Source organism: Sphingorhabdus sp. (genome assembly GCF_035329025.1).
Classification (GTDB): Bacteria; Pseudomonadota; Alphaproteobacteria; order Sphingomonadales; family Sphingomonadaceae; genus Sphingorhabdus_B.
Map to the genome: position 1 here is coordinate 44,233 of NZ_DAOLHN010000012.1, position 22,265 is coordinate 66,497.

The following is a 22,265-nucleotide window of genomic DNA, read 5'->3' on the forward strand; positions in this document are numbered from 1 at the left end:
TAACTACCGCTATTTCTTCAGATAGTCCCGCCTGAATTCGGCGGCGAAGGCGGCAAATCGGCCCTCTGCTATTGCCGCGCGCATTCCGGCCATCAGCGACTGGTAGAAATGCAGATTATGCTGCGTCATCAGCATCGCCCCCAATATCTCGCCCGAACGGACAAGGTGATGCAAGTAGGCGCGGCTCCATGTGGTGCAGACCGGACAGTCGCAACGCTCATCGAGCGGACCCTGATCCTCGGCATGCTTGGCATTGCGGATGTTGACCGGACCGTTACATGTAAAGGCCTGCCCATTGCGCCCGCTGCGCGTCGGCAGCACGCAATCGAACATGTCGATCCCACGTTCGACCGCACCGACCAGATCGTCAGGCTTACCCACGCCCATCAGGTAGCGGGGTTTGTCAGCGGGAAGCATGTCGGGCGCATAATCGAGGCAGCCAAACATCGCCTCTTGCCCCTCGCCCACCGCGAGCCCGCCGACAGCATAGCCATCGAAACCTATATCGATCAGCGCATCGGCGCTTTCCTTGCGCAACTTCTCGTCGAGTGAACCCTGCTGGATACCGAACAGGGCGGCGCGCTCGGCATGCTCGCCACCGCTGTCGAAGCCATCGCGCGAACGCTTGGCCCAGCGCATCGAGAGCGCCATCGATTTCTCCGCCTCTGCGCGCGAAACGCCATTGGCGGGGCATTCATCGAACGCCATCACGATATCGGACCCGAGCAATCGCTGGATTTCCATCGAGCGTTCGGGTGACAGCATATGACGCGAGCCGTCGAGGTGGCTTTGGAAGGTCACGCCATCCTCGGTGATCTTGCGCAAGCTCGACAGGCTCATCACCTGATAGCCACCACTGTCGGTCAGGATCGGTCGGTCCCAGCCCATGAATTTGTGCAGGCCGCCCAGCCGTGCCATGCGTTCCGCCGTCGGGCGCAGCATCAGGTGATAGGTGTTGCCGAGGATGATGTCCGCACCGGTCGCACGCACCTCGGCTGGACGCATCGCCTTCACCGTCGCCGCGGTGCCGACAGGCATGAAGGCAGGCGTGCGGATTTCGCCGCGCAGCATCTGGATGCTTCCGGTGCGGGCTTTTCCGTCGGTTGCGTCTATCTTGAAATCGAATCGGGATTGCATGCGCTTCGCCATAGCTGGCATAATCTTTTCGCGCTATTGGGGGCGCATGGGGCCCGACAAACAACCGGAATTGTTGCATTATGCTGGGCTGCTCGCCGCTGCGGCAAGCCTTTCGGCGTGCGAACGCCCCGCGACCACCGACATCCAATATGACATGAATGACCGCGGCCTTGTGATGCCCGAGCCACAAAAAGCCGACCGAGAGAAATGCTATGGCATCGCTTTGGCGCAATATAATGATTGCGCGGCGGGCCCGGGAACCGACTGTGCCGGAACCGCGACAAAGGATTATCTGCCCGAACGGTGGAAATATGTCGCTGTCGGTGAGTGTGAACGGCTGGGTGGAACCTTGGAGCAAAGGTCGCGCGCCAGATGAGCATCTCGGCCTCTCAACAACTGGTCGCGGCCACGCAGCTGCTGGAAAGAGTGAGCGACACACCCCGGCTCGATGCCGAACTGCTGATGGCGCATGCTTTGGGCCTGAGCCGAAACAACCTTTTGTTGCGCGCACGCGATCTGACCCCTCCAGCTGAATTTGATGCGCTATTGCAACGGAGGCTGGCGCATGAGCCTGTCGCCTATATTCGTGGCTATCAGGAATTCTGGGATCTGACTTTGGTCGTGACCCCCGATGTCCTGATCCCGCGCGGCGACAGCGAAACCTTGATCGAAGCGGCACAAAGGCATTTTGCGGGTTCACGTCCGCCGCATCGGATACTCGATCTGGGCACGGGTTCGGGTGCGCTGATCCTAGCGGGGTTGTCGATTTTCAAAGAGGCGCAGGGCGTCGCCATCGATGCAAGCGCGGAGGCGCTGGCGGTGGCGCAGAACAATGCTGAGCGATTGGGCTTTGGTGATCGGGGCCGCTTTTATCGCCGCAGCTGGCGAGACGCAGGCTGGGCAGATGATCTGGGGCGTTTTGATCTCATCCTTTGCAATCCACCTTATGTCGAAACCGAAGCCGAGCTGGCGCCTCAGGTTCGCGCGCACGAACCCGCCTCTGCGTTGTTCGCAGGTGCAGACGGCCTAGACGATTACAAGCTGCTGATTCCGCAAATTTCCGCACTGCTCACCTCCGGTGGCGTGGCAATATTCGAGATTGGCCAAGGCCAGGACGCAGCTGTCACGAAGCTGGCAAAAGAGCAAGGCTTCGCCATCCAGCCACATCGCGACCTTGCGGGCATCATCCGCGCATTAAGCCTGTCTAAGCCCGGCAGTGGATAAATTTAGCTTGGATTCGCCGGATAGGCGGGCTAGGGCAGTCATAGCTTCACAGCGATGTGGCCGGAAACCGGCCCTTTTTGGGAAGCTGCCCCAACGCATCGACGACATAGAGGGGGACCGCACAGGGCGGTCGCGTTACGGGCACAACACACGGAAATTGGGTTGTTTTATTACAGGACAGGTTCGTCTTTATGAATAATCGGCAGACCAGCCGCCGTCGCGGCCGGAGCAATAATCGTACGCAGAATAATAACCGCAATGGCTACGATCATCAGAATCGCATCGACAATCGCGCGCGCGGAAACGCTGCGCAGATGCTCGAAAAATATAAAAAGCTGGCGCAAGACACCCAGTTGAACGGTGATCGGGTACAGGCGGAATATTATCTGCAATTCGCGGACCATTATTTCCGCGTGCTCGCCGATTTCCGTAGCCGTCAGGAAGAAAACCGCCCGCAGCGCAATGAATGGCGGAATGATGACCGCGAAGGTGGCGATTGGCGCGATGACGAGCGCGACAATGAAGGTGGCGACATCGCCGAGGAAGCAACCGATGGCGTCGATATCGAAGCTGATCTGCGTCAGGGCGATGATGAAGACCGACGCCCGCAGCGGACCGACAATCGCGAGCGCAACCAGCGCAACGACCGGAATGATCGCAACAACAACCGTAACCGTCGCGATCGCAATGACCGCTATGAAAGGAATGACCGTCAACAGCCGCGCGAAACTGAGGTAGTAGAATCCGGCCTCGATCTCGCCGTACTGCCGCCTGCTATTGGCGCTGCCAATGACGAGGACGTAACGGTTGCGGAAGCAAAGCCCGCCCGCAAGCCGCGCGCGCGCAAGCCCAAGGCAACCGAAGACGAAACTGTCGCTGCTGAGTGAGCTAGTCTCGTCGGGACCGAATCGCACCGGTTCATTAAGGCTCTGGTCAGGTTGAGAAAAATACTTCATCCGATAGCGACCACTATCGGGGGAGTTTCATTATGCGTGCAGCCTGGCTCTTGGCATTGGGAGGCGCGATGGCTGCGCCGATATTGGCTCAGGACGCGACAACAGTTGCTGTTCCCGGCGGCGAAACCGCACAGGGCGATGTCGCGGTTACCATATATCAGAACGGGCAAAGCCTCGTCCAAGACACACGTCGCCTCAATATGCCTGCCGGGCGTTCCAAACAGGAATTTCCTGACGTTTCCGCGCAAATCCGGGCAGAAACGGTTACGCTGACGGGCCCCGGCATCGGCATTGTCGAACAGAATTTCGATTACGACCTGTTGACCCCCGCCAAGCTGATGGAAAAGGCGGTCGGCCAAACCGTAACGCTTATCCGTACCAATCCGGCGACCGGCGCTGAAGTGCGGGTCGCGGCAAAGGTGCTTGCGGCCAATGGCGGCGTGGTATTGCAGATCGGCAACACCATCGAAGTGCTGCGCGACGATGGCCTTCCAGTGCGTGTGATTTTTGACAAAGTGCCCCCCAATTTGCGGGCCCGCCCGACGCTTTCAGTCACTCTTGAATCGAAAGGCGGTGTTACGCCAACAACGCTCACCTATCTGACCCCCGGCCTGGGCTGGACCTCCGATTATGTGACGCTGTTCGATGATGCCAAGCAGACCATCGACGTTCAGGGCTGGGTGACGCTGACCAACAATACCGGCACGGACTATACCAAAGCCGATGTGCTGCTGGTCGCAGGCAACACCAATGGCGGCGGGGGGCGACGCAATATGACGACCCCTTGGAATGGCTCGACCGGAACCATCGACGAAGCTGGAACCGAGAGCAATGACCGCGAACGGCTGGGTGACTATTATCTCTACCCACTCGCCGAACGCACCACGATCGCCAATGCGCAGCAGAAGCAGGTGAGCTTTCTCGACGTGAAAGCAGCACCAGCTCGCAAGGCCTATGAATTCAACAATGGCTGGCTGGCCACCAATGAAGCAGCCAGCGCTTCGTCTGTGCTCAAATTTTCAACTTCACGCGCTGGCGGCTTGGGTGACCAGCTGCCAGCAGGAACGATGCGCGTCTATATGCGCGACAAGCGCGGCGACCCGCAATTTATCGGTGAAAGCCGGATTGAAGCCACCCCAATGGGCAGTGCCATGTCCATTCGCACTGGCGAAGCTTTTGACCTTAAGGTGAAGACTATTGTCGAGGAGCGCACGCGAATCAATTCCAGCCGCTGGAAAACGAAGATGCGCTATGAATTCACCAATGCGCGCAACGAGGCCATTACGGTCGACTTAGGACAGTCGGGCCTGTGGGGTGATGTCCGCATCCCCGAGCAAAGCCAGGAAGGGAAACGTGTGTCCGCCGACCGTGTCGAATGGAGCGTTGCTGTTCCAGCCAATGGCAAGGCGACGCTGACCGCGACTTTCGACAGCCGGTATTGAGGCCGAATTGCGGGCGTTGCTCGCCTTGATTGCATTTGCAGTCGCGACCCCGATCGCGGCGCAAAGTGTTGTTGTTTCGCCATCGGCAGAGACCATTTCCATGACGGTCTATCGTGATCCGTATCGGGGCGAAGGTGCGATTAACCGCAACTGGCCGGGTGGATATGCACTGATTACCGAAACCCGAACGATCAACATTCCGGCTGGAGAATCTGTCATCCGGTTCGAAGGCGTTTCCGAAGGGCTGTTTCCCGAAACGGCCATTGTCACGGGCTTGCCCAATGGAGTGCGCGAAAAAAACCGGGACGCGCGATTGCTGTCCCCCGCAGGACTCGTCGACGCCTATCTCAAGCGGCAAGTCACACTGACCCGCACTGACAGGGCGACAGGCAGGGTGCGTGAACAAACTGCACTCGTCACATCGGGCCCTGACGGTGGCGTAATCGTTGAAGCCGAAGGCGGCATTGAAGCGCTTCGCTGCACCGGACTACCCGAACGCATGCGATATGGCCGGCTGCCAAAGGATTTGTCGGCAAAGCCGACGCTTTCAGTCATCACGAACAGCACCCGTGCAGTAAAAGCTACGGTGACGCTCAGCTATATGGCAGGCGGATTTGACTGGCAGACGAATTACGTGCTGAATGCGGGTAAATTTGCCGATGACCATAAGGTTGCCTTGGACGTGTTCGGCTGGCTGACCATTGCCAATGGCGGCGCACAGAGTTTTCCCGACGCCAATTTGATGGCGGTCGCGGGCAAGCCCAATCGTGTAGGCAATGCGGTGCTTCCCAAAGCACCGCTGCCGCAACTGGTGCTCAAATGCTGGCCTGCACAGCGCACGCATGAGGTGCCCTTCACCCTGCCCTATACCGAGTATGCCGACGAAGATTTCGCCTATGAGGAAGAAATACAGGTGGAGTCGGCACGGCTGTACGCCTTGCCCACAACTGCCCCACCGCCACCTCCAGCCGCTCCGGTTGCCGCTGTTGTAGCCCAGCAGGAAGAATTGGGCGACTTGAAGCTTTATCGCGTTCCCGAGCGGGTTGATGTAAACGCCAAAGGGCAAAAGCAGGTTGCGATGATTGTTCAGCCCAAGGCTGGTTTTCGTCGTGTGTACAAAGGACAGTCCGTCTATAATGGCTGGCATCAGCCGCTGCTAAACCTCAGCCCGGCACTGGTCGGAGAAAACAAGAAGGACAAGGGGCTTGGCCTGCCGCTACCTTCGGGAAAAGGCATGGTTTTTGAGAATACCGACATGGGTAACCAACTCGTCGGTGAAATCACGGTGAAGGATCGGGCTGTTGGTGACGATATCGACTGGTTCCTGCCGGCTACGCCAGTTGTCCGCGTCAACACGACACTTGCTCTGCAGACCAAGAAATCACGTAGCTATCGGCTCGTCCTTTCCAATTCCAATCCGTATGCAGTCAGTGCCGAAATCAAATTCCCCGACACGCTACGAAACCTGCCAGAAGGCATGCGGCGCGATGAAGGCATTCCGACTTGGTTTGTCACCGTCCCTGCCAATGATAGCTCGGAGATCATAGTCGAGGTTCCACTCCAATGATCAAGCGTGGCGCGATTGTCGTTTTGGCGTCGATTGCACTGCCATCGCCAGTTTTTGCCCAGTCCGTAATATCATCAGACGGACCCGAGACTGTCTCGCTCACCGTTTACCGTGCGCCTGACCGGGGAGCGCAGCCGATCAACAAGAACTGGCCACAAGGCTATGCGCTGATCACCGAGACCCGGACTGTGACGATACCGGCAGGCGAAAGCCTCATCCGGTTCGAAGGCGTGGCTGAGGGCATGTTTCCCGAAAGCGCGATCGTTACAGGGCTGCCCAAAGGTGTGCATGAGAAGAACCGCGATGCCCGGCTTCTGTCCCCTTCAGGCCTAGTCGATTCCTATTTGACGCGACAGGTGTCGCTGACCCGCACCGACCGGGCCACCGGAGAGGTCCGCCAACAAGAAGCGGTGATTACTGCGGGACCGAATGGCGGCGTGATATTGCAGACGGCGGACGGCTATGAAGCGTTGCGCTGCACCGGCCTGCCCGAACGCATGTCCTATGGCCAACTTCCGCAAGACCTGTCGGCCAAGCCCACCCTTTCGGTCATCACGAACAGCGACCAACAGGTTACCGCGAAACTGACCCTAACTTACATGGCATCGGGGTTCGACTGGCAGGCCAATTATATTGCCCATGCCAAACCGCTCGACGCCGACAGTGTCGGCAAGGGGAAGATCGATGTGTTCGCCTGGCTGACCATCGCCAATGGCGGCAATCAAAGCTTCGTCAACGCCAACAGCATGGCGATCGCAGGGGAGCCCAATCGCGAAAGGCGGGCCGAACAGCCGCGACCGACGGGTAGCGGGCTATCGCTCCAATGCTGGCCCGCGCAGCGCACACATCAGGTGCCATTCAGACCAGCCTTCAACCCGGAACAAGATTTCGGACAGGATAATCGTGGTGGTGTGATGTACGAATCTGCTGTCGCGGTGACAGCGATCGACGGTGAAAATATAATCGTTACGGGCTCCCGTATGCGAGCGGAGAAAATGGCACAGCCAAAGGCTGTCATCGTCGCCGAGCAGGAAAATTTGGGCGACCTGAAACTCTATCGTATTCCCGAGCCCGTCACCGTCAACGCCATGGGCCAGAAACAGGTCGCGATGATTGTCAAACCGGATGCGGTTTTTGAACGGGTCTATTCCGCCAATGTCGATGACTTCTATGAGGACGATGGTTTGTCTATCCCCATGTCGATCCGGCTGCGCAGCGACAACAAGACCGAAAAGGGATTGGGCCTGCCAATGCCATCGGGCCAGCTCCTGCTATTTGAAGACAGCCAATTTGGCCCGTTGCTTGCGGGAGAGTCGGTAATGTCCGATCGCGCTGTCGGCGACGAAATCGATCTCGGCATCGGATCGTCAAGCGACGTTCGCTATAGCCTTACGACCATCACGCGCACGAAGACGCGGCAAAAACTAAAGGTCGATATCACCAATGCGCGCAACGAACCGGTCAATGTCGAAATCGAAATTCCCTATGAGCTGAAGGGTAGCCACAAGCATATCCCGAAAATTGACGGCATGCCGACCTGGAAAGCCACTGTGCCTGCCAACGGGGAAGCCAGTCTATATTACGAGCTAAAGCTGGAAAACTGAAGCGGACGAAGGGGGCTTCGTCCGCTTCCAAGGTTGTTCGACTCTCAAATCGAAAAAGAGGCGCCGAGCGGTTTAGAGCCCGACGACATCGGCACAATGTCGCCGTGAACTTGCGCACGCAATCGCGAATTCGCGAAGCACGACGAAACATTCGCGAATGACGCGTGCAATTTCACGAAACGCGAATGAGTTTCGACTTTTTCCACAAGCTTGTGAAGATTGGAAAAAACTGGTACGAGAATTGAGGAAGTGGGGAAAACCCTATGACTTTGAACGGATTTCTGGACTATTGGTGCTCACTCGACTGGCGGCATCAGCTCCGTCACCTCGCACAATATCTCCTGATTGCGGTTTTGCTGGTCTTTGTCTCTCCATTCGGCATGTTTCCTGACCAGCCACTCGTCAGACTTAGCTATTGGTTTGCCATTCTGTCCATCTTCGGCATGGCGATGATGCCGGTTACTGCGAAAATCATCCGTTCAACCGGGGCCTTTGACGATTTCAGCCGATGGAGCGGGATATTCGGCTGCGTACTCTTTGCTACGATACCCATGACATTCATCGTCCACGCGATAGAATATTGGGGTTGGTCAATCGCTGCGGCGCGTTTGGGTGATGCTGTCACCCCCATGCGCCCTTCGCGCGATGCGGCCGGGCTGATTGCACTTTTCTCACAGTTGCTGGTGATCAACCTGCTTGCCATCGGGGTCAATGCGCTGTTCATCCTGGCACTTCATGGCTTGCAGCCTGAAGCCCGTAATAGACCCCCTGCGGGGATGCGTTTTCTTTCGCGACTTCCCGACCGTTTGGGAACGCAGTTGCTGCATCTGCAAATGGAAGACCATTATCTGCGAGCGACAACAGTACGCGGGGCAGACCTTATCCTGATACGTTTCCGCGACGCGCTGCAGGAGCTTTCCGATTATGACGGTCTACAAGTCCACAGATCCTGGTGGGTCGCATGCGACGCTGTTGAAAAGCTAAGTCGCCAGGGTCGCAAGATCGAACTGCTGATGGTCGACGGCACGCGCATTCCTGTTTCGGCGGGCTATCGCAAAACAGTCGAAGAAATGCTGCTGGGCAAGGTCGTAAAAGACTGACCGCTCAAGCCTGCGGGGGTAACGGCCTCGGCCGGTGATGCTCATCAAGCGCGACAAAGGTGAACAGGCCCTCGGTGACCTTGACCTCTTGTTCTCCTCTGTCGCGCGTCGCAAGGACTTCTATTTTGATCGCCATCGAGGTACGCCCGCGTCGTTCAAGCGACGCATAGACCGAGATGATATCGCGCAGCAGAATCGGTGCGATGAATTCCATCTTTTCAATCGCAACTGTCGCACACGGCCCTTCGGCGATCCGCCCCGCAACGATGCCGCCTGCGATATCCATTTGCGCCAATACCCAACCGCCAAAAATATGGCCATTGGCATTGATATCTGCAGGCCGCGGGACAACGCGGAGGATCGGGTCACCACGCACCGGAAGGTTATGGACGATGCTGCTCATTCTCGTCGTCCGCCAGATCAGCAAAAGGATCTTCTATCGCCTCGTCATGTCCCGTTCCGCTGGAAAGGAACACCAGCCCCATCAGCGCCGACATCAGCATCACCGAAAAAATGATGCCTGCTGCAGTCGCAATATAGAGGTGGATCGAGATCAGACCATATTGAAACCAGAACAGGCCAAGCGCTGCTCCGGTGAGCACGAGCGTGAAGGCGAACATCCACCCCATCAGACGGCGATAGCGCGCCCAGGCAAAGGCAGCATATTCGGGATTATCAAGGCGGGAGGGTCGAGTCATTTTATCCTGCGCCGCGTCTATGCTATGTACAGCGTCGGAGCAAGACGAATGGGAGGACTCGATGACGATTGCCATCATCCTGCAAGGCCGCGAAGGCGCGGTTTTCACAGCATCTCCGGACGAGTCGGTAGAAACAGTGGTCGCACGACTCGCTGAAAAACGGATCGGCGCGTTACCCGTTGTCGAGAATGGCGAAGTGCTTGGAATATTCTCGGAACGCGACGTGATCTATGGGCTTGCCAGCCACGGCTCGGCGCTCATGGCCAAACAGGTAGGCGACGTCATGACTGCGCCAGCAATAACCGTTACCGCAGATACGCCGGTATTGTCCGCCCTTTCACTGATGACGCGGCGGCGTATCCGGCACCTTCCTGTTGCTGACGGGCTCCAGATTGTCGGTTTTGTATCGATTGGCGATCTGGTCAAATACCGCATCGAAAAGATCGAGGCCGAAGCCTCGGCGATGCGCGACTATATCCAGATGGCCTGACGCCGACTGCTATTTGGTCGAAACTGTGGTCACAACTGCAGGAGCATTAGCTTGTGCGAGCGGCTGCGGACCATAACGCGCATTCCACTCGACGATGTCGACTTTATATTTCTCGAATGCGTTGTAAAAGTTGATGAAGACCGCATCCAGGTCGGCCAGCGCGCCAAAGCTATACTCAGGCAGCGCCGTCGAAGGTATCGCAATAATTTCACGCGATTTCGCTAGCGATTTGTCGCAGAACTCTGCGCGCACCGGCGGCAGGGCAAAATAGTTATACAAATCCGTTGAATGGGTGTCGCGCACACGAAGCGCATTCTGCCCCCGATAGCGTTTCACATATTCGGCATCGACCGCCTTGTTGGTCTGCGCCAGGCGGGATTTGTGAACCTGCAGATAGCGATTGTAATTCTGCGCAATCTCTCCCCAGACGGGGCCTTGGCAGTTCAACGCGGCAACGTTGAGGCCGGACCGCAAGTGCCAGATATATTCTTCGCGAGAGAGATTGCGATTAGGTGTTATGCGCACGCCATCCACGCCCAGCGCGGGAATTTTCATCGTCACTGCGGCCCCACCCGGAGGCAGAGGCATGGGAGGAATAGCGGGTGCGGGAGGCGGAGCGACTGGCCGCGGCGCCACCACAACGGGTTTGGGTGCAGGCGCACATGCAGCGGCCAGCAATGTCAAACCGACAACAAGCGAACTCCGACCCAAATTACGCATGTTCAAATCACTCCCGCGAACCCGATTATTTCTTTCAACCTGTCAACACGATTAACAGCCGAAAATAAAGCGCCCATCGGCGAAATGCACAAAGAAAAAGGCCCAGTGGTTTCCCACCGGGCCTTCTCGTTCTGCCGCATAAGCAGAATTAATCCCGGTCGCCCAAGAAGCTGAGCAGGAACTGGAACATGTTCACGAAATCGAGATACAGGTTCAGCGCCCCCATGATCGCAATCTTGCCGAGCGCTTCATGGCCAGCGAAGTAGAAATATTCGCTCTTGATGCGCTGGGTATCATAAGCCGTCAGGCCTGCGAAAATCAGCACGCCAAGGAAGCTGATAACCCAGCCCATTGTGGACGAACCCAGAAAGATGTTGACGATCGACGCGAGCAACAGACCGACCACACCCATGATCAGGAAGCTGCCCCAACCAGTCAGATCCTTTTTGGTGGTGTAGCCCCACAGGCTGAGCGAAGCGAAAGCCGCTGCCGTCACAAAGAAGGTGCGAGCAATCGATTCCCCTGAGTAAACAAGGAAAATCGTCGACATCGACAGACCCATGACCGTAGCAAAAGCCCAGAACATAGCCTGCAATGCGCCGGTGGACAGCTTGTTGATGCCAAAGCTCATCACCATGATGAAGGCGAGCGGTGACAGGATGATCAGCCAGCGCAGCGGCGTTGCCATCACCTGCGCGGCCATTCCGCTATTAGCAAACAACATCGCGACGATGCCGGTGAGCAAAACGCCCGACGCCATGTAGTTGTAAACCTTCAGCATATGGGCGCGCAGCCCGGCGTCGACTGCCGTTGAGGCAATCGGCTTGCCATCAATGGTAACGCCCGCCTGGGTTTGCGTTACCCGCGGATCAGACCATTCAGCCATTTCAAACGTCTCCTCAATATAGCGGCACCATAGCCGCCTAAGCCCGCAATATTGGATGAAATCGTTCCAATTTCAAGCGAAACCGGACTCAGCACGGCCCGTTTTGGACCAAGGCCTCAACTGGTCGCCGGGCGATATTGCGCCGCGTCGGTCGTAAATTCGGCATGACCATAGTCCGCCAATTGCCGTCGCAGCCGCGAAACCAGCAACTGGTCGGCCACTTCACCAAGTACCGGCAGCCGCGAAGCAACCTTGTGGCCGAGCGTCTGGCCGATGATCGCCGCCATGGTTGCAGCGTATAGCGCCTTGTCTTTTCCTGTCAGCGGCACGCCCACTGTAGCCGCCGCTGCTTCATCGCCTTTCAGGAAAGTATTGACGAAAAACACCCGCGCGAATGACCGTTCGAGGCGACGAAAGACGCGCCCCGGCAGCGATCGATCCTTACTGAGTTCGGCCTCCATCGTTGCGCGCAGCAGGCCACCGCAAATAGCATCGTCATATTCATAGCGCAGCGTCGCACTGCGCGTGCACCAAATACGGACAATGTCGGTGGGATTGTCCGCCAACAAGTCTTCGGGCAGCCCCAGCAGGTAACAGCGATAACGCGCCAGCTCGACCTTCGCCCGCTCCTCCGCATTAAAGCTCGTTCGCCCCTGCCCAAGCACCTTTTCCGACATAAAATAGATCGGGATCAGGCCGGCTGGCATCTGGTCAAGCTGCGGGATCGGAATGCCATAGACTTTTGCATCCCACATGCCGGGGCGTGAAAGCACATTCGCCCGCACCATCGAATGCATCAGCCGCACCATCGCCGCCGCCTTGAAACCCGCGCCATGACGCTTGAGTGCGCCGGGGAGCACGGTGGTGGTGAAAAAGGTCGCCGTTTCCTTCACTCGTCGCGCCGCAGTCGCATGGCTCAGCGTTCCGGTGAGCGCCATCGGTAGCGCCGAATATTTGTTGAGGAAGGTCGCGATAAAGGCACCGCGAATGGCGAAGGGAGAGATGTTCGCCGCCGAATTGCGCTCCGCCTTCGCCCCCTGTTCGACCAGCTTCATATCGAGCCAGTCGGGAATGCGTTCCATTTCGGATATGAGCGCCTTCAATTCGGGGGGCGCACCCTCCACGGCATCGACGCCCTTGTCACACGCCTCAACCAGCATGTCGACCAGCCGACGAAAGCCGAATTGGGGCATCAGCGCCGCATAAGCATCGCCCGTAATATCGCCCAACAGGCTATATTCCCGGATCCGCGCCACCAGTTCGCTATCGGCCAGATAGTCGGCCCGACTTTTGCCCCGCACATCGGACAATTCGGTCCGGTCATCAGGGCCATCAGCGAAGCGTTCAGGCGGGGTGTCAAAATCGATCTGACCATAGAGCGCGGGCAGCAATTCTGCCTGCGACCGAACCCTTGCGGCAATGGCGGCGATATCGGGCACCCTGCTTCCTCCTGCTCCTCAGCGTTAACAACGCTGTCAGTGCAGTGGACAGTTGGCAATACAAGATTTTGGCGGTTGGGGGGTCGGGGCGTTCGGAAGGCTGCCTTATTCTTTCGTTTCCACCGCTTCCTTGATCTTGTCAGCAATGCGGCCTCGCTGCGCGGCCTCGGTCAAAGCATTGTCCCTTATTGAATATAGGCCCGAAATCATCGCCCGATCCATAACAGACATACGCGCTGGTGCAGAAACGCCATCCAGACCATCATCGAACAGTCGCAAGATTGAATCCGCCGGAGCCGCTGTAGGGGCATTGGAATCCAGATCCAGCAGCAGGTGCATGGTCGCAAGGTCGGCCAACTGGCGCAGCGATTTGCCTTCGGTTTTTGTTATGTCGACTACTGCCATCGATAACAGGATGTCCTGCCTCGTATTTTCGCCGAGACGGGTGGCCTTTGCCCAGCGCACGACTTTGGCCGTGTTTGCATCATTCATGGCACTTCCGCCGGCAAGTCGCCCGGTTATGTTTTCAGTGCCTTGCAGTTCCTGTCCCTCATAGGAGCGGATATCGACAACCCGCCAGCTATATATGGGGGCATAATTCGCAGTGAGCGCATCGCGCTGCTTTTCGGTTTTGTGTCCGAAATAGCCCGGCACAGCATCCGCCAGTTCCGAAACAAGGCGCTGGGGCTCATCAATGAAGATCAGCACGGCATTGGGGCGGCAATCGTCACTCGCCAGCTCAGAGCCAGCATTGGTCGCGTTACCGCGGATCAGCCGTTCGAGTATCGCGCTGTAATCGGCGGGATAGCCAATCACCTTGGGGCAAATCTTGCGTTCAAACCGACCGATCTGTTTGGTGTCAGCCGAAACCGCAAGCATATCCTTCAGGATGTAGCGCAACTCACGCTTGTTGCCGGTTACGACAATTTCGGGCTTATCTTTCTTTTGAACGGTGGCTTCTTCTGTAGGAGTGCTGGCGAGCAGCATTAGGGGAATGGCGAACAGAAATGGCATCGGGCTTCCTCGCAAATTTTCAGAATATGGTCATCATCATCGCAGTGGAGATGCAACGCTGCAAACGGCCACCTTAGTGCCGCATCCCCACATAAATTGCTTGATCAGTTTTCGTGCGGATCGCAGCCCGCAGCGGCACTACATTGCGCCCAATTGCCGCCTTCCATCATGCACAAGGCGCGTTCGAGCTTGTCACACACTGACTTTGGCTGAGGCAGACTATCTTTTTTCAATTGGCTCAACATCACCAAATTTACAGAAGTCGAACTTGGCTCTTCAATAGTCTGCGCTTGATTCGCCACCATATGCGACGCCGCCAGCACTGCTATATATATGTTGGATAATTTTATCATTGCTCTACTCCTCAATATAATCATGCAGAAAATCTGCGATTAGGAGTATATTTCTCTCTCTTTATATGATCAATCAAATGAATGCATTTTTACTTGGATTTTTTGTCCATATGCCACAATCGCTGGCATAGAATAAGTAAATCAAGCTTATTTTCCATTAGTCCTATGTATCCGTCTTGAAACTCCTAGCCAAAATTTCACATGCTTCATCGACGAGCCGCCAGCACTTCTCGAAATCAGCAGTATCACCATAATAGGGATCGGCCACCGCTCGGCTCTCTTGCCCCGGCAGATGATCGAGGAGCAGCGATAGTTGGGCGGTTGCCGATTGGGGCGAGAGGTTCAGAAGGGTGCGGTGGTTGTCATGGTCCATCGCGATGATATGGTCGAAGCGGTGGAAATCGTCGCGCGCCACCTGCCGGGCGCGAAAGCCGCTGATGTCGATGCCGCCGAGCCTTCGCACCACTTCTTGCGCTCGCCTATCGGGCGGGTGGCCGACATGCCAGTCGCCGGTTCCGGCGGAATCAACGATTACGTCCAGCCCCAACCGCGTCGCATGATGCCGCAGAGCCGCCTCTGCCAAGGGCGAGCGACAGATATTGCCGAGACAGACCATCAACACCGAAACTGCCATGCAAACTCCTTTACCCGCTTGCGCTTTGCATATCCTCTGCTAGCCCAAGGCCCGACCGAGAGACAAGCAGAGGAGAATGACGTTGAGCGCAACAAGCGATGGGAAGTCGATTGAAAACGCCAACGCACAGGGGGAAAAGTCAGCGACCGGCTATAGCTGGTATGTGCTGACTGTCCTTGTCATCGTCTATATTTTGAACTTCATTGACCGTCAGATTGTCAGCATCCTCGCGGTCGACATCAAGGCTGATCTTGGTCTGACAGATTCCGAAATGGGCTTTCTGGGCGGGGCCGCTTTCGCTGTTTTCTATGCGCTGTTTGGCATTCCGCTTGGCCGGTTGGCCGATAATTGGAACCGGGTAAAGTTGCTGTCGATCGGGCTGGCCCTGTGGTCGCTGATGACAGCTTTGTCCGGCTTCGCCCGCAATCAGGTTGAACTCACACTGGCGCGCATGGGCGTCGGCGTCGGGGAAGCTACCGCAAGCCCAACCGCTTACTCCCTGATTTCGGACTATTTCCCCAAGCGTCAGCGCGCCACCGCGCTCGCGATCTATTCGTCGGGTCTCTATCTGGGCGGTGGGGTATCGCTGTTCATTGGCGCTTTGATTGTGAAGGCTTGGAACGATGCCTATCCCGTCGATGCACCAATGGGCTTGGTAGGATGGCAGGCCGCGTTTCTGGCAGTCGGCATTCCGGGTGTGTTGCTGGCTCTTTGGGTTTCGTCGCTCAGGGAGCCGATCCGCGGTGCGATGGACGGGGTTGCGACCGAAAGCTCTCCCACACCCTTCCGCGCCTTTGCGAGCGACCTGTCGATGATCGTCCCGCCCTTTACCATCTGGGGCGCTTGGCAGCGCGGCCCAACCGCCTTTGTCATTAACATCGCGACCGGTGCCGCCATCGCCGCTTTTGCCTGGTGGATGATCAATCTGACCGGAAACTTGCCGCAATGGTCAGCGGTCGGCTTTGGCTATTATGCGGTGTTTTCATGGGCTTCGGCGCTGCGCGCGCGTGACCCGGCCACCTTCAAACTGATCTGGGGCACGCCCGCCTTTATCTGCACCACGCTGGGCTATGGCCTTGTCTCGCTGGCGGCTTATGCATTGAGTTTCTGGTCGGCGCCCTATGCTGAAATCGTTCTGAAGTTGCCCAAGGCAGAACTGGCCTTCATCCTGGGCGCCAATGGTGCGTTGAGTGGATTCCTCGGCGTTATCATCGGCGGGCGGATGGCCGATGCATTGCGGATGAAAAATCCCGCAGGCCGCATATTGATGATCATCCTCGGCGTGGTCGGCCCGATCATCCCGATCTGGATTGGCTATACCACCGAAAATTCAACTCTGTTCTACACGATGAATTTTGTAGCCGGTATGCTGGGTGCAACCGCGCTGGGTGCAGCCGCGGCAACCACGCAGGATCTGGTGCTGCCGCGCATGCGCGGGACGGCGACGGCAGCCTTTTTCCTCGGCACGACTTTAGTGGGTCTGTCTTTCGGCCCCTATATGGTTGGGCAGATTTCCGACCTTGCGGGTACAATGGTCGACGGCAAACTGGTTGGCGACCTGCGCGTAGGCATATTGTCGCTGATTGGTGTCGCGCCGATCGCGCTTGGCCTTTTGGTTGCGGCCTATCGTATGGTTCCGACAGCCGAGCGCACCATCGCAGAACGAGCACGCGAAGCGGGTGAGCCGGTTTAATCATACGGTTAAATTCCTGCTTGACGCTAGCGTAAACTTGCTGTTTCTGGCGGCCAGAACAGCCTTAGGAGACTCGCGCCATGTCGCTCGATGCATTGCACCGCACCGCCTATAACGAAGACCATGAAGCCTTCCGCTCGACGGTCCGCCAGTTTGTTGCCAAAGAGATCGAGCCCAATGCCGACAAATGGGATGCCGATGGCCTCGTCCCAAAGGAAGTGTGGCCCAAAGCTGGCGAACTGGGCCTGCTCTGCCCGACCGTTCCGGAGGAATTTGGCGGCCTTGGCCTAGATTTTGGCTATAACGCCATCATCAACGAAGAATTCGGTTACAATACCGATGTCGCAACCGGTTTCTCGCTGCAGACCGATATCGTTGCAAATTACATCATCCAATATGGCTCTGAAGAGCAGAAGAAGCAGTGGCTGCCGAAAATGGTTTCAGGTGAAGTCATCACCGCCATCGCCATGACCGAGCCGGGCACCGGTTCCGACCTTCAGGGCATGCGCACCACGGCAAAGAAGGATGGCAACCACTATGTCATCAACGGTGCAAAGACCTATATCACCAACGGCCAGAATGCCGACCTGATCCTTGTCTGCTGCAAGACCGATCCGGATGCGAACCCGGCCTATAAGGGCGTGTCGATCGTCCTCGTCGAGGCGGATCGTGAAGGCTTCAAGCGCGGCCGCAATCTCGACAAGATCGGCCTCGATGCCGCCGACACGTCTGAGCTGTTTTTCGAAGATGTCCGCGTACCAATAACGAACTGCCTTGGACAGGAAGGCATGGGCTTCATCTATCTGATGAGCGAATTGCCGCAGGAACGGCTTTCGATTGCCATCGGCGCACAGACCGCAGCCCAGCGCAGTTTTGACCAGACGGTCGAATTCGTCCGCGAGCGCAAGGCATTCGGCAAGCCGATCCTCGATTTCCAGAACACCCGTTTCGTCCTTGCTGACCTCAAGACCAAGCTGCAGGTGGGTTGGGCACATATCGACTGGGCACTAGCCCGCCATATCAAGAAAGAGCTGACCCCCGAGGAAGCGTCTGCGGCTAAGCTGTGGCACACCGAGCTGCAGGGTGAAGTCGTCGACAAGTGCCTCCAGCTTCATGGCGGTGCGGGCTTCATGAACGAATATCCGATCGCCAAGCAGTTCCGTGGCGCGCGCGTGACCCGTATCTTCGGCGGCACCAGCGAGATCATGAAGGAACTGATCGGGCGCAAGCTCTAATGGCAAAACCCGAAGGGTGGCGGCTGAACCTGGCCGCCTACCCCATCATCCTTGAAAGCGACACACGTTTTCAGGACATGGACATCAACGGGCACATCAACAATGTCGCCTTCGCGTCGCTGTTCGAAAATGCCCGAGTCCAGCTGCATCGCAAGGCGCGCCCCTGGGCTGACAGGCCGGATAATGAACGCACGATGGTTGCATCGGTCGAAATCAATTATCTGCGCGAAGGCAATTTCCCTGCGCCCGTGACCATCGGCTCTGGCGTAGGTCGCATCGGCAATTCAAGCTGGGCTATTGTGCAGGCGATGTTCCAGAACGGCCAATGCATCGGCACTTGCGACAGCGTGATTGTCTGCCGCACCGATAACGAAGCCAAGCCGCTGCGTGCCGAACTGGTTGCAGAGCTTAAAGAAATGATGGCCAAAGCGGCTGACTAGCCTCCCCCCCCCCGCAGACACGATATCACTGCACCTGACCCTCAAGTTTCGATAACTGTAACCTCTACTAAGTTCAATCGGTCAAGTTGACTTTCCATTAGAAGATTTTTCACATACTGTTCGAAGGTCAAATGGCTGGAGAGAGAATGTGACACCGTTTCGAACGCATTACGACAATTTGAAGGTGTCAGTTAACGCTCCTCAAGAAGTCATTGCTGCTGCGTACAAAGCTTTATCGCGACAGTATCATCCAGATATGAATCCAGGCAATCCGGATGCAGAAAAAATAATGCGTATCGTAAATGCTTCCTATGAAGTCTTGTCAGATCCCGAAAAGCGGCAGGCGCATGATGAATGGATCGCCGTCAAATTACTGAATAGTAATAATAATGCTGAAAATACTCCTGATAGTACGTCAAGTCAACATGCTGAAGCCCAATACTCAAAGATTCTGCAGGTAGTCCGTCATCTAGCGAGAAATCTGTGGACCTATTTATTCATAGGCATGATCGGATTCGGTTTATGGGCAGCAAACGAACCTCCGAAACCGAGTGGACTGCCGGAGTATGTTGCTGAACCTACTGCCGAATTGGCAAATTCGAACGAAAAAGCGACAAATTTCATCCGACCAAAGTCGGCACCGAACGGCAGTTCATGGCCAGATAAAGCCAGCTACATAAAGGGGTACCCGATCGCTCGCGCAGACGGCCTTTCAAAGCTCACCATCGACAACAGCTCTAACCCAACAGACGTGTTTGTTAAATTAATAGCACTGGACACCGATAAAACTCTTCCTGTGCGTCACGCATTTATTCCAGCTAATTCTTCTTTCACAATGAACAAAATACGCGCGGGCAACTATGACATTCGTCATATGGATTTGTCCGATGGAAGTCTGTCCCGATCTGAATCGTTTGCGCTGGAAGAAATCAGCGAGCCAGCGGGTGTTCGTTTTAGTGTAACAACATTGACCTTGTTCAAGGTGGCTAATGGGAACATGCAATCCTATAGCTTAGCGCCAGAAGAATTTTAAATTGCACACCTAGTCGGCGAAATTCGGTTTCCGCTTCTGCATTTCAGACATCACCGCCTCCATCTGGTTCGGCGTGCGGATGACCTTCAACTGCTCGTCGCTTTCCATCTGAAGCAACTCTGCATCGCTTGATGTCGCCAACGCATTACACATACGCTTGGCACCGCGAATGGCATGCGGGTTCTTGTTTGCAATCACCCGGGCAAGTTCCATCGCCTTGGCATGCGGTTCGTCGGAAACATGGGTAGCAAAGCCCATTTCCTTGGCCTCGACACCGTTGAATTCGCGGTTGGTGTAAATCATTTCGCGCAACACATCGTCAGCGACCTGCGTGCGCCACAACGGCATGCCACCGACATCGGGTACGAGGCCCCATTTCATTTCCATGATCGCGATGCGCGTGTCGGGATGGACTATGCGGATATCGGCACCCGCCATAATCTGGCTGCCCGCGCCAAAGGCAACGCCATGCACAGCCGCAATCACCGGCACCGGCAACTCACGCCAGCCATAGGCAGCATATTGCGCATTGTTCGAGATGCCCTTGGTGCGATCGCCGAGCGACCCACCCGCACTGCTCGCACCCGGATCACGTTCACTATGCAGGCTGGCAAGATCAAGGCCGGCACAAAATGCGCGGCCCTCGCCCGACAGCACAACCACGCGGAGGCCAGGCGTGGCTTTCAACTGGTCAATCGCCTCAACCAGCGCATTCCATTGCGCACCGTCGAGGGCGTTCATCTTGTCGACACGGGTCATGCGGACATCGGCGATGCCGTCTTCCAGCATAGTGATTGAAATTCGGTCGTTCATGACTTTCCTCTCCAATTAGAACCGAAGTGCTGAGCCTGTCGAAGCACGCCCAGCAGTAAAACGCCCTTCGACAGGCTCAGGGCTCCGGTGAAACTTACTTCTTCAATGCTGCCTCAACCAAAGGCAGCTGATCATTGCCAAAATACATGTCGGTGCCATCGACAAAGATCGAGGGCGATCCATAACCGCCGCGCGCGATCACCTCTTCGGTGTTGGCACGCAAGCGGGCTTTTACGTCATCACTTTGCGCGGCAGCCTTCAGCGCCGCGCCATCAAGACCAGTGCTGTCGGCAACCGCCGCGAGCACATCGGCATCGTCCAGATTTTCCTGGGCACCAAAATAGCTTTCAAACGCCGCCTTGGAAAAACGGCGCAGCGCATCCTGATTCTCTTCCAGCGTACAGGCAAAGCGCATCGCATTCACACTCTTGGCTGGATGCCATTTGGACGGGAAGTTCATCTCCACCCCAGCCAGTGCAGCCCAATCGAGCAACACTTTCCAGCTATGCTTGAGCTTGCGATTGTCAGTCAACTCGCGCGCGGCATAGACTGACTGGTTCACGGCATTGAACACTCCGCCGACGAGGATCGGACGCAGCACCGACTGTTCGCCGGTCCGCTCGAGCATCGGCCACAAATTGGTGAAGGCCAGATAAGTCCAGGGGCTGGAAAGGTCGTAGAAAAACTCGACGCGCGCGCTCATTCAGCCGGAACCTCCTCAAGCAAGGGTGCATTTTCCGCCTTGGCATCGAATTTCAGGAACACGTCCCGAATCCATTCAGGGAACGCCATCGGCCGATGGCTTTCCAGATCGACGAACACGCTAACCAGTTCTACCTCGGCACGCAGATCGTCCGAACCATCCTCGGTCGCGCCGTGGATTTCGACGATTTTGGTGATGCTACTACGCCCCATCTTGGTGGTGCGACACATCACCTCGATCATCTCGTCAGGGAAGATGGGTGCGTTCCACAACACCGTGGCCTTTTTGACGTGAAACTCGAGCGGTTCGTCCGGATTCACCAGCCGCAGCCCGCAGGCCCGCCAATATTCGGTCACCGCGACGTCGGCATAGTCGAGATAGCGCGCGTTGAAGACGACGCCCTGTGCGTCGGTCTCTGCCCAGCGGACGCGGAGGGGATAGCGGAATGCGAAATCTTTCTTTGCCATGCAATTTCGATGGCAAATTGAAACGGGTTGCGCAAGCAGTGGATAGCGATGCGATGCCGATGGCGCGGAAGTTGACAAAGCTGACACTATGCCGCGCAAGATTGTTTCAACCGACGTCCGCTTCACACGCTCCCTACCATCCCCGTCGCCCCGTACTTGACACGGGGCTTGGCTGCTGTTCGTCACAACAGCCCGCAAAAAGCCGAACCCCGCATCAAGTGTGGGGTGACGGGTTTGTATATTGGGTAAGTGATACACCCCAATCACCCCTCCCTCTCCTGCTGCCGCAGCATCCGGCGCACATCGATTTTGCGGAACAGCCAGTCATAGGCCGCGTCAAGCAACAGATTGATCCGCATCGCCAGCAATCGCGCCGCGCCATCCTCGGCGCGTTCATACTTTTGCCGGTCGAGCCATTTGCCAAAGCGCAGCGGATCGTAATAGCGCAGCATGAACATTGTCAGCCGCTCGTCATAATGGCGGCGTTCGCCCACCTGCTCCCCCTTATAATAGATGGGGATGGCAACACCGTGGATCGCGCGCGAAAAGGCGGCGTCGGCCATGCGCTTCACGCCATGTTCGAGTGCGGCCTCCCAAGCCTCCCGAAACGGCCCCGC

At 56.7% G+C, this 22,265-nt stretch carries 24 protein-coding genes and 1 pseudogene; 12 read left to right on the forward strand and 13 right to left on the reverse strand.

The features are described 5' to 3' along the window. Positions 1–9: 9 nt before the first annotated feature. On the reverse strand, positions 10–1,137 hold the full coding sequence (tgt, locus tag PKC81_RS04980) for a tRNA guanosine(34) transglycosylase Tgt (RefSeq protein ID WP_324333716.1): 1,128 nt from the start codon (positions 1,135–1,137) through the stop codon (positions 10–12). On the opposite strand from tgt, the gene PKC81_RS04985 reads away from it, so the two are divergent. The 7 genes from PKC81_RS04985 (at position 1,136) to PKC81_RS05015 (ending at position 9,030) form a co-directional block, all read left to right on the forward strand. Then, the gene (locus PKC81_RS04985; RefSeq protein WP_324333718.1) at positions 1,136–1,513 is read left to right on the forward strand and encodes a DUF2282 domain-containing protein; all 378 of its coding nucleotides are present in this window, start codon (positions 1,136–1,138) and stop codon (positions 1,511–1,513) included. The genes tgt and PKC81_RS04985 overlap by 2 nt on opposite strands. Next, a complete protein-coding gene (gene prmC / locus PKC81_RS04990) occupies positions 1,510–2,361 on the forward strand; it encodes a peptide chain release factor N(5)-glutamine methyltransferase (protein ID WP_324333720.1) in 852 nt (283 codons plus the stop codon). The genes PKC81_RS04985 and prmC overlap by 4 nt, the downstream gene beginning before the upstream one ends. A 191-nt stretch (positions 2,362–2,552) precedes the next feature. After that, a complete protein-coding gene (locus PKC81_RS04995) occupies positions 2,553–3,248 on the forward strand; it encodes a DUF4167 domain-containing protein (RefSeq protein ID WP_324333722.1) in 696 nt (231 codons plus the stop codon). 137 nt (positions 3,249–3,385) lie between these two features. Next, entirely contained in the window at positions 3,386–4,759 is a 1,374-nt protein-coding gene (locus PKC81_RS05000) for a DUF4139 domain-containing protein (RefSeq protein ID WP_324333765.1), read from the forward strand. A 16-nt stretch (positions 4,760–4,775) separates the two neighbouring features. After that, positions 4,776–6,326 (forward strand): hypothetical protein, encoded by a 1,551-nt coding sequence (locus PKC81_RS05005; protein WP_324333724.1) that lies wholly within the window; start codon positions 4,776–4,778, stop codon positions 6,324–6,326. Beyond that, positions 6,323–7,930 carry a hypothetical protein gene (locus PKC81_RS05010; protein WP_324333726.1) on the forward strand — a complete coding sequence of 536 codons (1,608 nt, stop codon included), beginning with the start codon at positions 6,323–6,325 and terminating at the stop codon, positions 7,928–7,930. The genes PKC81_RS05005 and PKC81_RS05010 overlap by 4 nt, the downstream gene beginning before the upstream one ends. Before the next feature lie 263 nt (positions 7,931–8,193). After that, complete coding sequence (locus PKC81_RS05015) at positions 8,194–9,030, forward strand: LytTR family transcriptional regulator DNA-binding domain-containing protein (RefSeq protein WP_324333728.1); 837 nt, start codon at positions 8,194–8,196, stop codon at positions 9,028–9,030. 4 nt (positions 9,031–9,034) lie between these two features. On the opposite strand, the gene PKC81_RS05020 is transcribed toward PKC81_RS05015, so the two are convergent. Further along, positions 9,035–9,433, reverse strand: a complete 399-nt coding sequence (locus PKC81_RS05020; RefSeq protein WP_324333730.1) for an acyl-CoA thioesterase — start codon at positions 9,431–9,433, stop codon at positions 9,035–9,037. Then, positions 9,414–9,728, reverse strand: a complete 315-nt coding sequence (locus PKC81_RS05025) for a hypothetical protein (protein WP_324333732.1) — start codon at positions 9,726–9,728, stop codon at positions 9,414–9,416. The genes PKC81_RS05020 and PKC81_RS05025 overlap by 20 nt, the downstream gene beginning before the upstream one ends. A gap of 61 nt (positions 9,729–9,789) precedes the next feature. On the opposite strand from PKC81_RS05025, the gene PKC81_RS05030 reads away from it, so the two are divergent. Beyond that, a complete protein-coding gene (locus PKC81_RS05030) occupies positions 9,790–10,218 on the forward strand; it encodes a CBS domain-containing protein (protein ID WP_324333734.1) in 429 nt (142 codons plus the stop codon). 9 nt (positions 10,219–10,227) lie between these two features. On the opposite strand, the gene PKC81_RS05035 is transcribed toward PKC81_RS05030, so the two are convergent. From PKC81_RS05035 to PKC81_RS05060, 6 genes are all read right to left on the reverse strand, one after another. Then, positions 10,228–10,938, reverse strand: coding sequence for a hypothetical protein (locus PKC81_RS05035; RefSeq protein ID WP_324333736.1), 711 nt, complete (start codon positions 10,936–10,938; stop codon positions 10,228–10,230). A 148-nt stretch (positions 10,939–11,086) separates the two neighbouring features. After that, positions 11,087–11,824 carry a Bax inhibitor-1/YccA family protein gene (locus tag PKC81_RS05040; protein WP_324333738.1) on the reverse strand — a complete coding sequence of 246 codons (738 nt, stop codon included), beginning with the start codon at positions 11,822–11,824 and terminating at the stop codon, positions 11,087–11,089. A gap of 116 nt (positions 11,825–11,940) precedes the next feature. Beyond that, the gene (locus tag PKC81_RS05045) at positions 11,941–13,263 is read right to left on the reverse strand and encodes an oxygenase MpaB family protein (RefSeq protein WP_324333740.1); all 1,323 of its coding nucleotides are present in this window, start codon (positions 13,261–13,263) and stop codon (positions 11,941–11,943) included. Positions 13,264–13,368: 105 nt separating this feature from the next. Then, positions 13,369–14,277 carry a hypothetical protein gene (locus tag PKC81_RS05050; RefSeq protein ID WP_324333742.1) on the reverse strand — a complete coding sequence of 303 codons (909 nt, stop codon included), beginning with the start codon at positions 14,275–14,277 and terminating at the stop codon, positions 13,369–13,371. 104 nt (positions 14,278–14,381) lie between these two features. Further along, positions 14,382–14,630 carry a hypothetical protein gene (locus PKC81_RS05055; protein ID WP_324333744.1) on the reverse strand — a complete coding sequence of 83 codons (249 nt, stop codon included), beginning with the start codon at positions 14,628–14,630 and terminating at the stop codon, positions 14,382–14,384. A gap of 163 nt (positions 14,631–14,793) precedes the next feature. Further along, on the reverse strand, positions 14,794–15,264 hold the full coding sequence (locus PKC81_RS05060; RefSeq protein WP_324333746.1) for a low molecular weight protein-tyrosine-phosphatase: 471 nt from the start codon (positions 15,262–15,264) through the stop codon (positions 14,794–14,796). 82 nt (positions 15,265–15,346) lie between these two features. On the opposite strand from PKC81_RS05060, the gene PKC81_RS05065 reads away from it, so the two are divergent. The 4 genes from PKC81_RS05065 (at position 15,347) to PKC81_RS05080 (ending at position 19,665) form a co-directional block, all read left to right on the forward strand. Continuing rightward, positions 15,347–16,957: an MFS transporter gene (locus PKC81_RS05065; protein WP_324333748.1), complete on the forward strand. Its 1,611-nt coding sequence runs from the start codon at positions 15,347–15,349 to the stop codon at positions 16,955–16,957. 80 nt (positions 16,958–17,037) lie between these two features. Continuing rightward, positions 17,038–18,192, forward strand: a complete 1,155-nt coding sequence (locus PKC81_RS05070) for an acyl-CoA dehydrogenase family protein (RefSeq protein ID WP_324333750.1) — start codon at positions 17,038–17,040, stop codon at positions 18,190–18,192. Beyond that, on the forward strand, positions 18,192–18,632 hold the full coding sequence (locus PKC81_RS05075; RefSeq protein ID WP_324333752.1) for an acyl-CoA thioesterase: 441 nt from the start codon (positions 18,192–18,194) through the stop codon (positions 18,630–18,632). Before PKC81_RS05070 ends, PKC81_RS05075 begins: the two co-directional genes overlap by 1 nt. 148 nt (positions 18,633–18,780) lie before the next feature. Beyond that, the gene (locus PKC81_RS05080; protein ID WP_324333754.1) at positions 18,781–19,665 is read left to right on the forward strand and encodes a J domain-containing protein; all 885 of its coding nucleotides are present in this window, start codon (positions 18,781–18,783) and stop codon (positions 19,663–19,665) included. A 9-nt stretch (positions 19,666–19,674) separates the two neighbouring features. Here the strand turns inward: PKC81_RS05080 and PKC81_RS05085 are convergent, their stop codons facing one another. The 4 genes and pseudogenes from PKC81_RS05085 to PKC81_RS05100 form a co-directional block, all read right to left on the reverse strand. Beyond that, positions 19,675–20,478 (reverse strand): crotonase/enoyl-CoA hydratase family protein, encoded by an 804-nt coding sequence (locus PKC81_RS05085; protein WP_324333756.1) that lies wholly within the window; start codon positions 20,476–20,478, stop codon positions 19,675–19,677. A gap of 94 nt (positions 20,479–20,572) precedes the next feature. After that, on the reverse strand, positions 20,573–21,181 hold the full coding sequence (locus tag PKC81_RS05090) for a 2-hydroxychromene-2-carboxylate isomerase (protein WP_324333758.1): 609 nt from the start codon (positions 21,179–21,181) through the stop codon (positions 20,573–20,575). Then, the gene (locus PKC81_RS05095; RefSeq protein ID WP_324333760.1) at positions 21,178–21,648 is read right to left on the reverse strand and encodes a thioesterase family protein; all 471 of its coding nucleotides are present in this window, start codon (positions 21,646–21,648) and stop codon (positions 21,178–21,180) included. Before PKC81_RS05095 ends, PKC81_RS05090 begins: the two co-directional genes overlap by 4 nt. 263 nt (positions 21,649–21,911) lie before the next feature. After that, positions 21,912–22,265 (reverse strand): annotated as a pseudogene (locus PKC81_RS05100) (hypothetical protein); the annotation flags it as partial.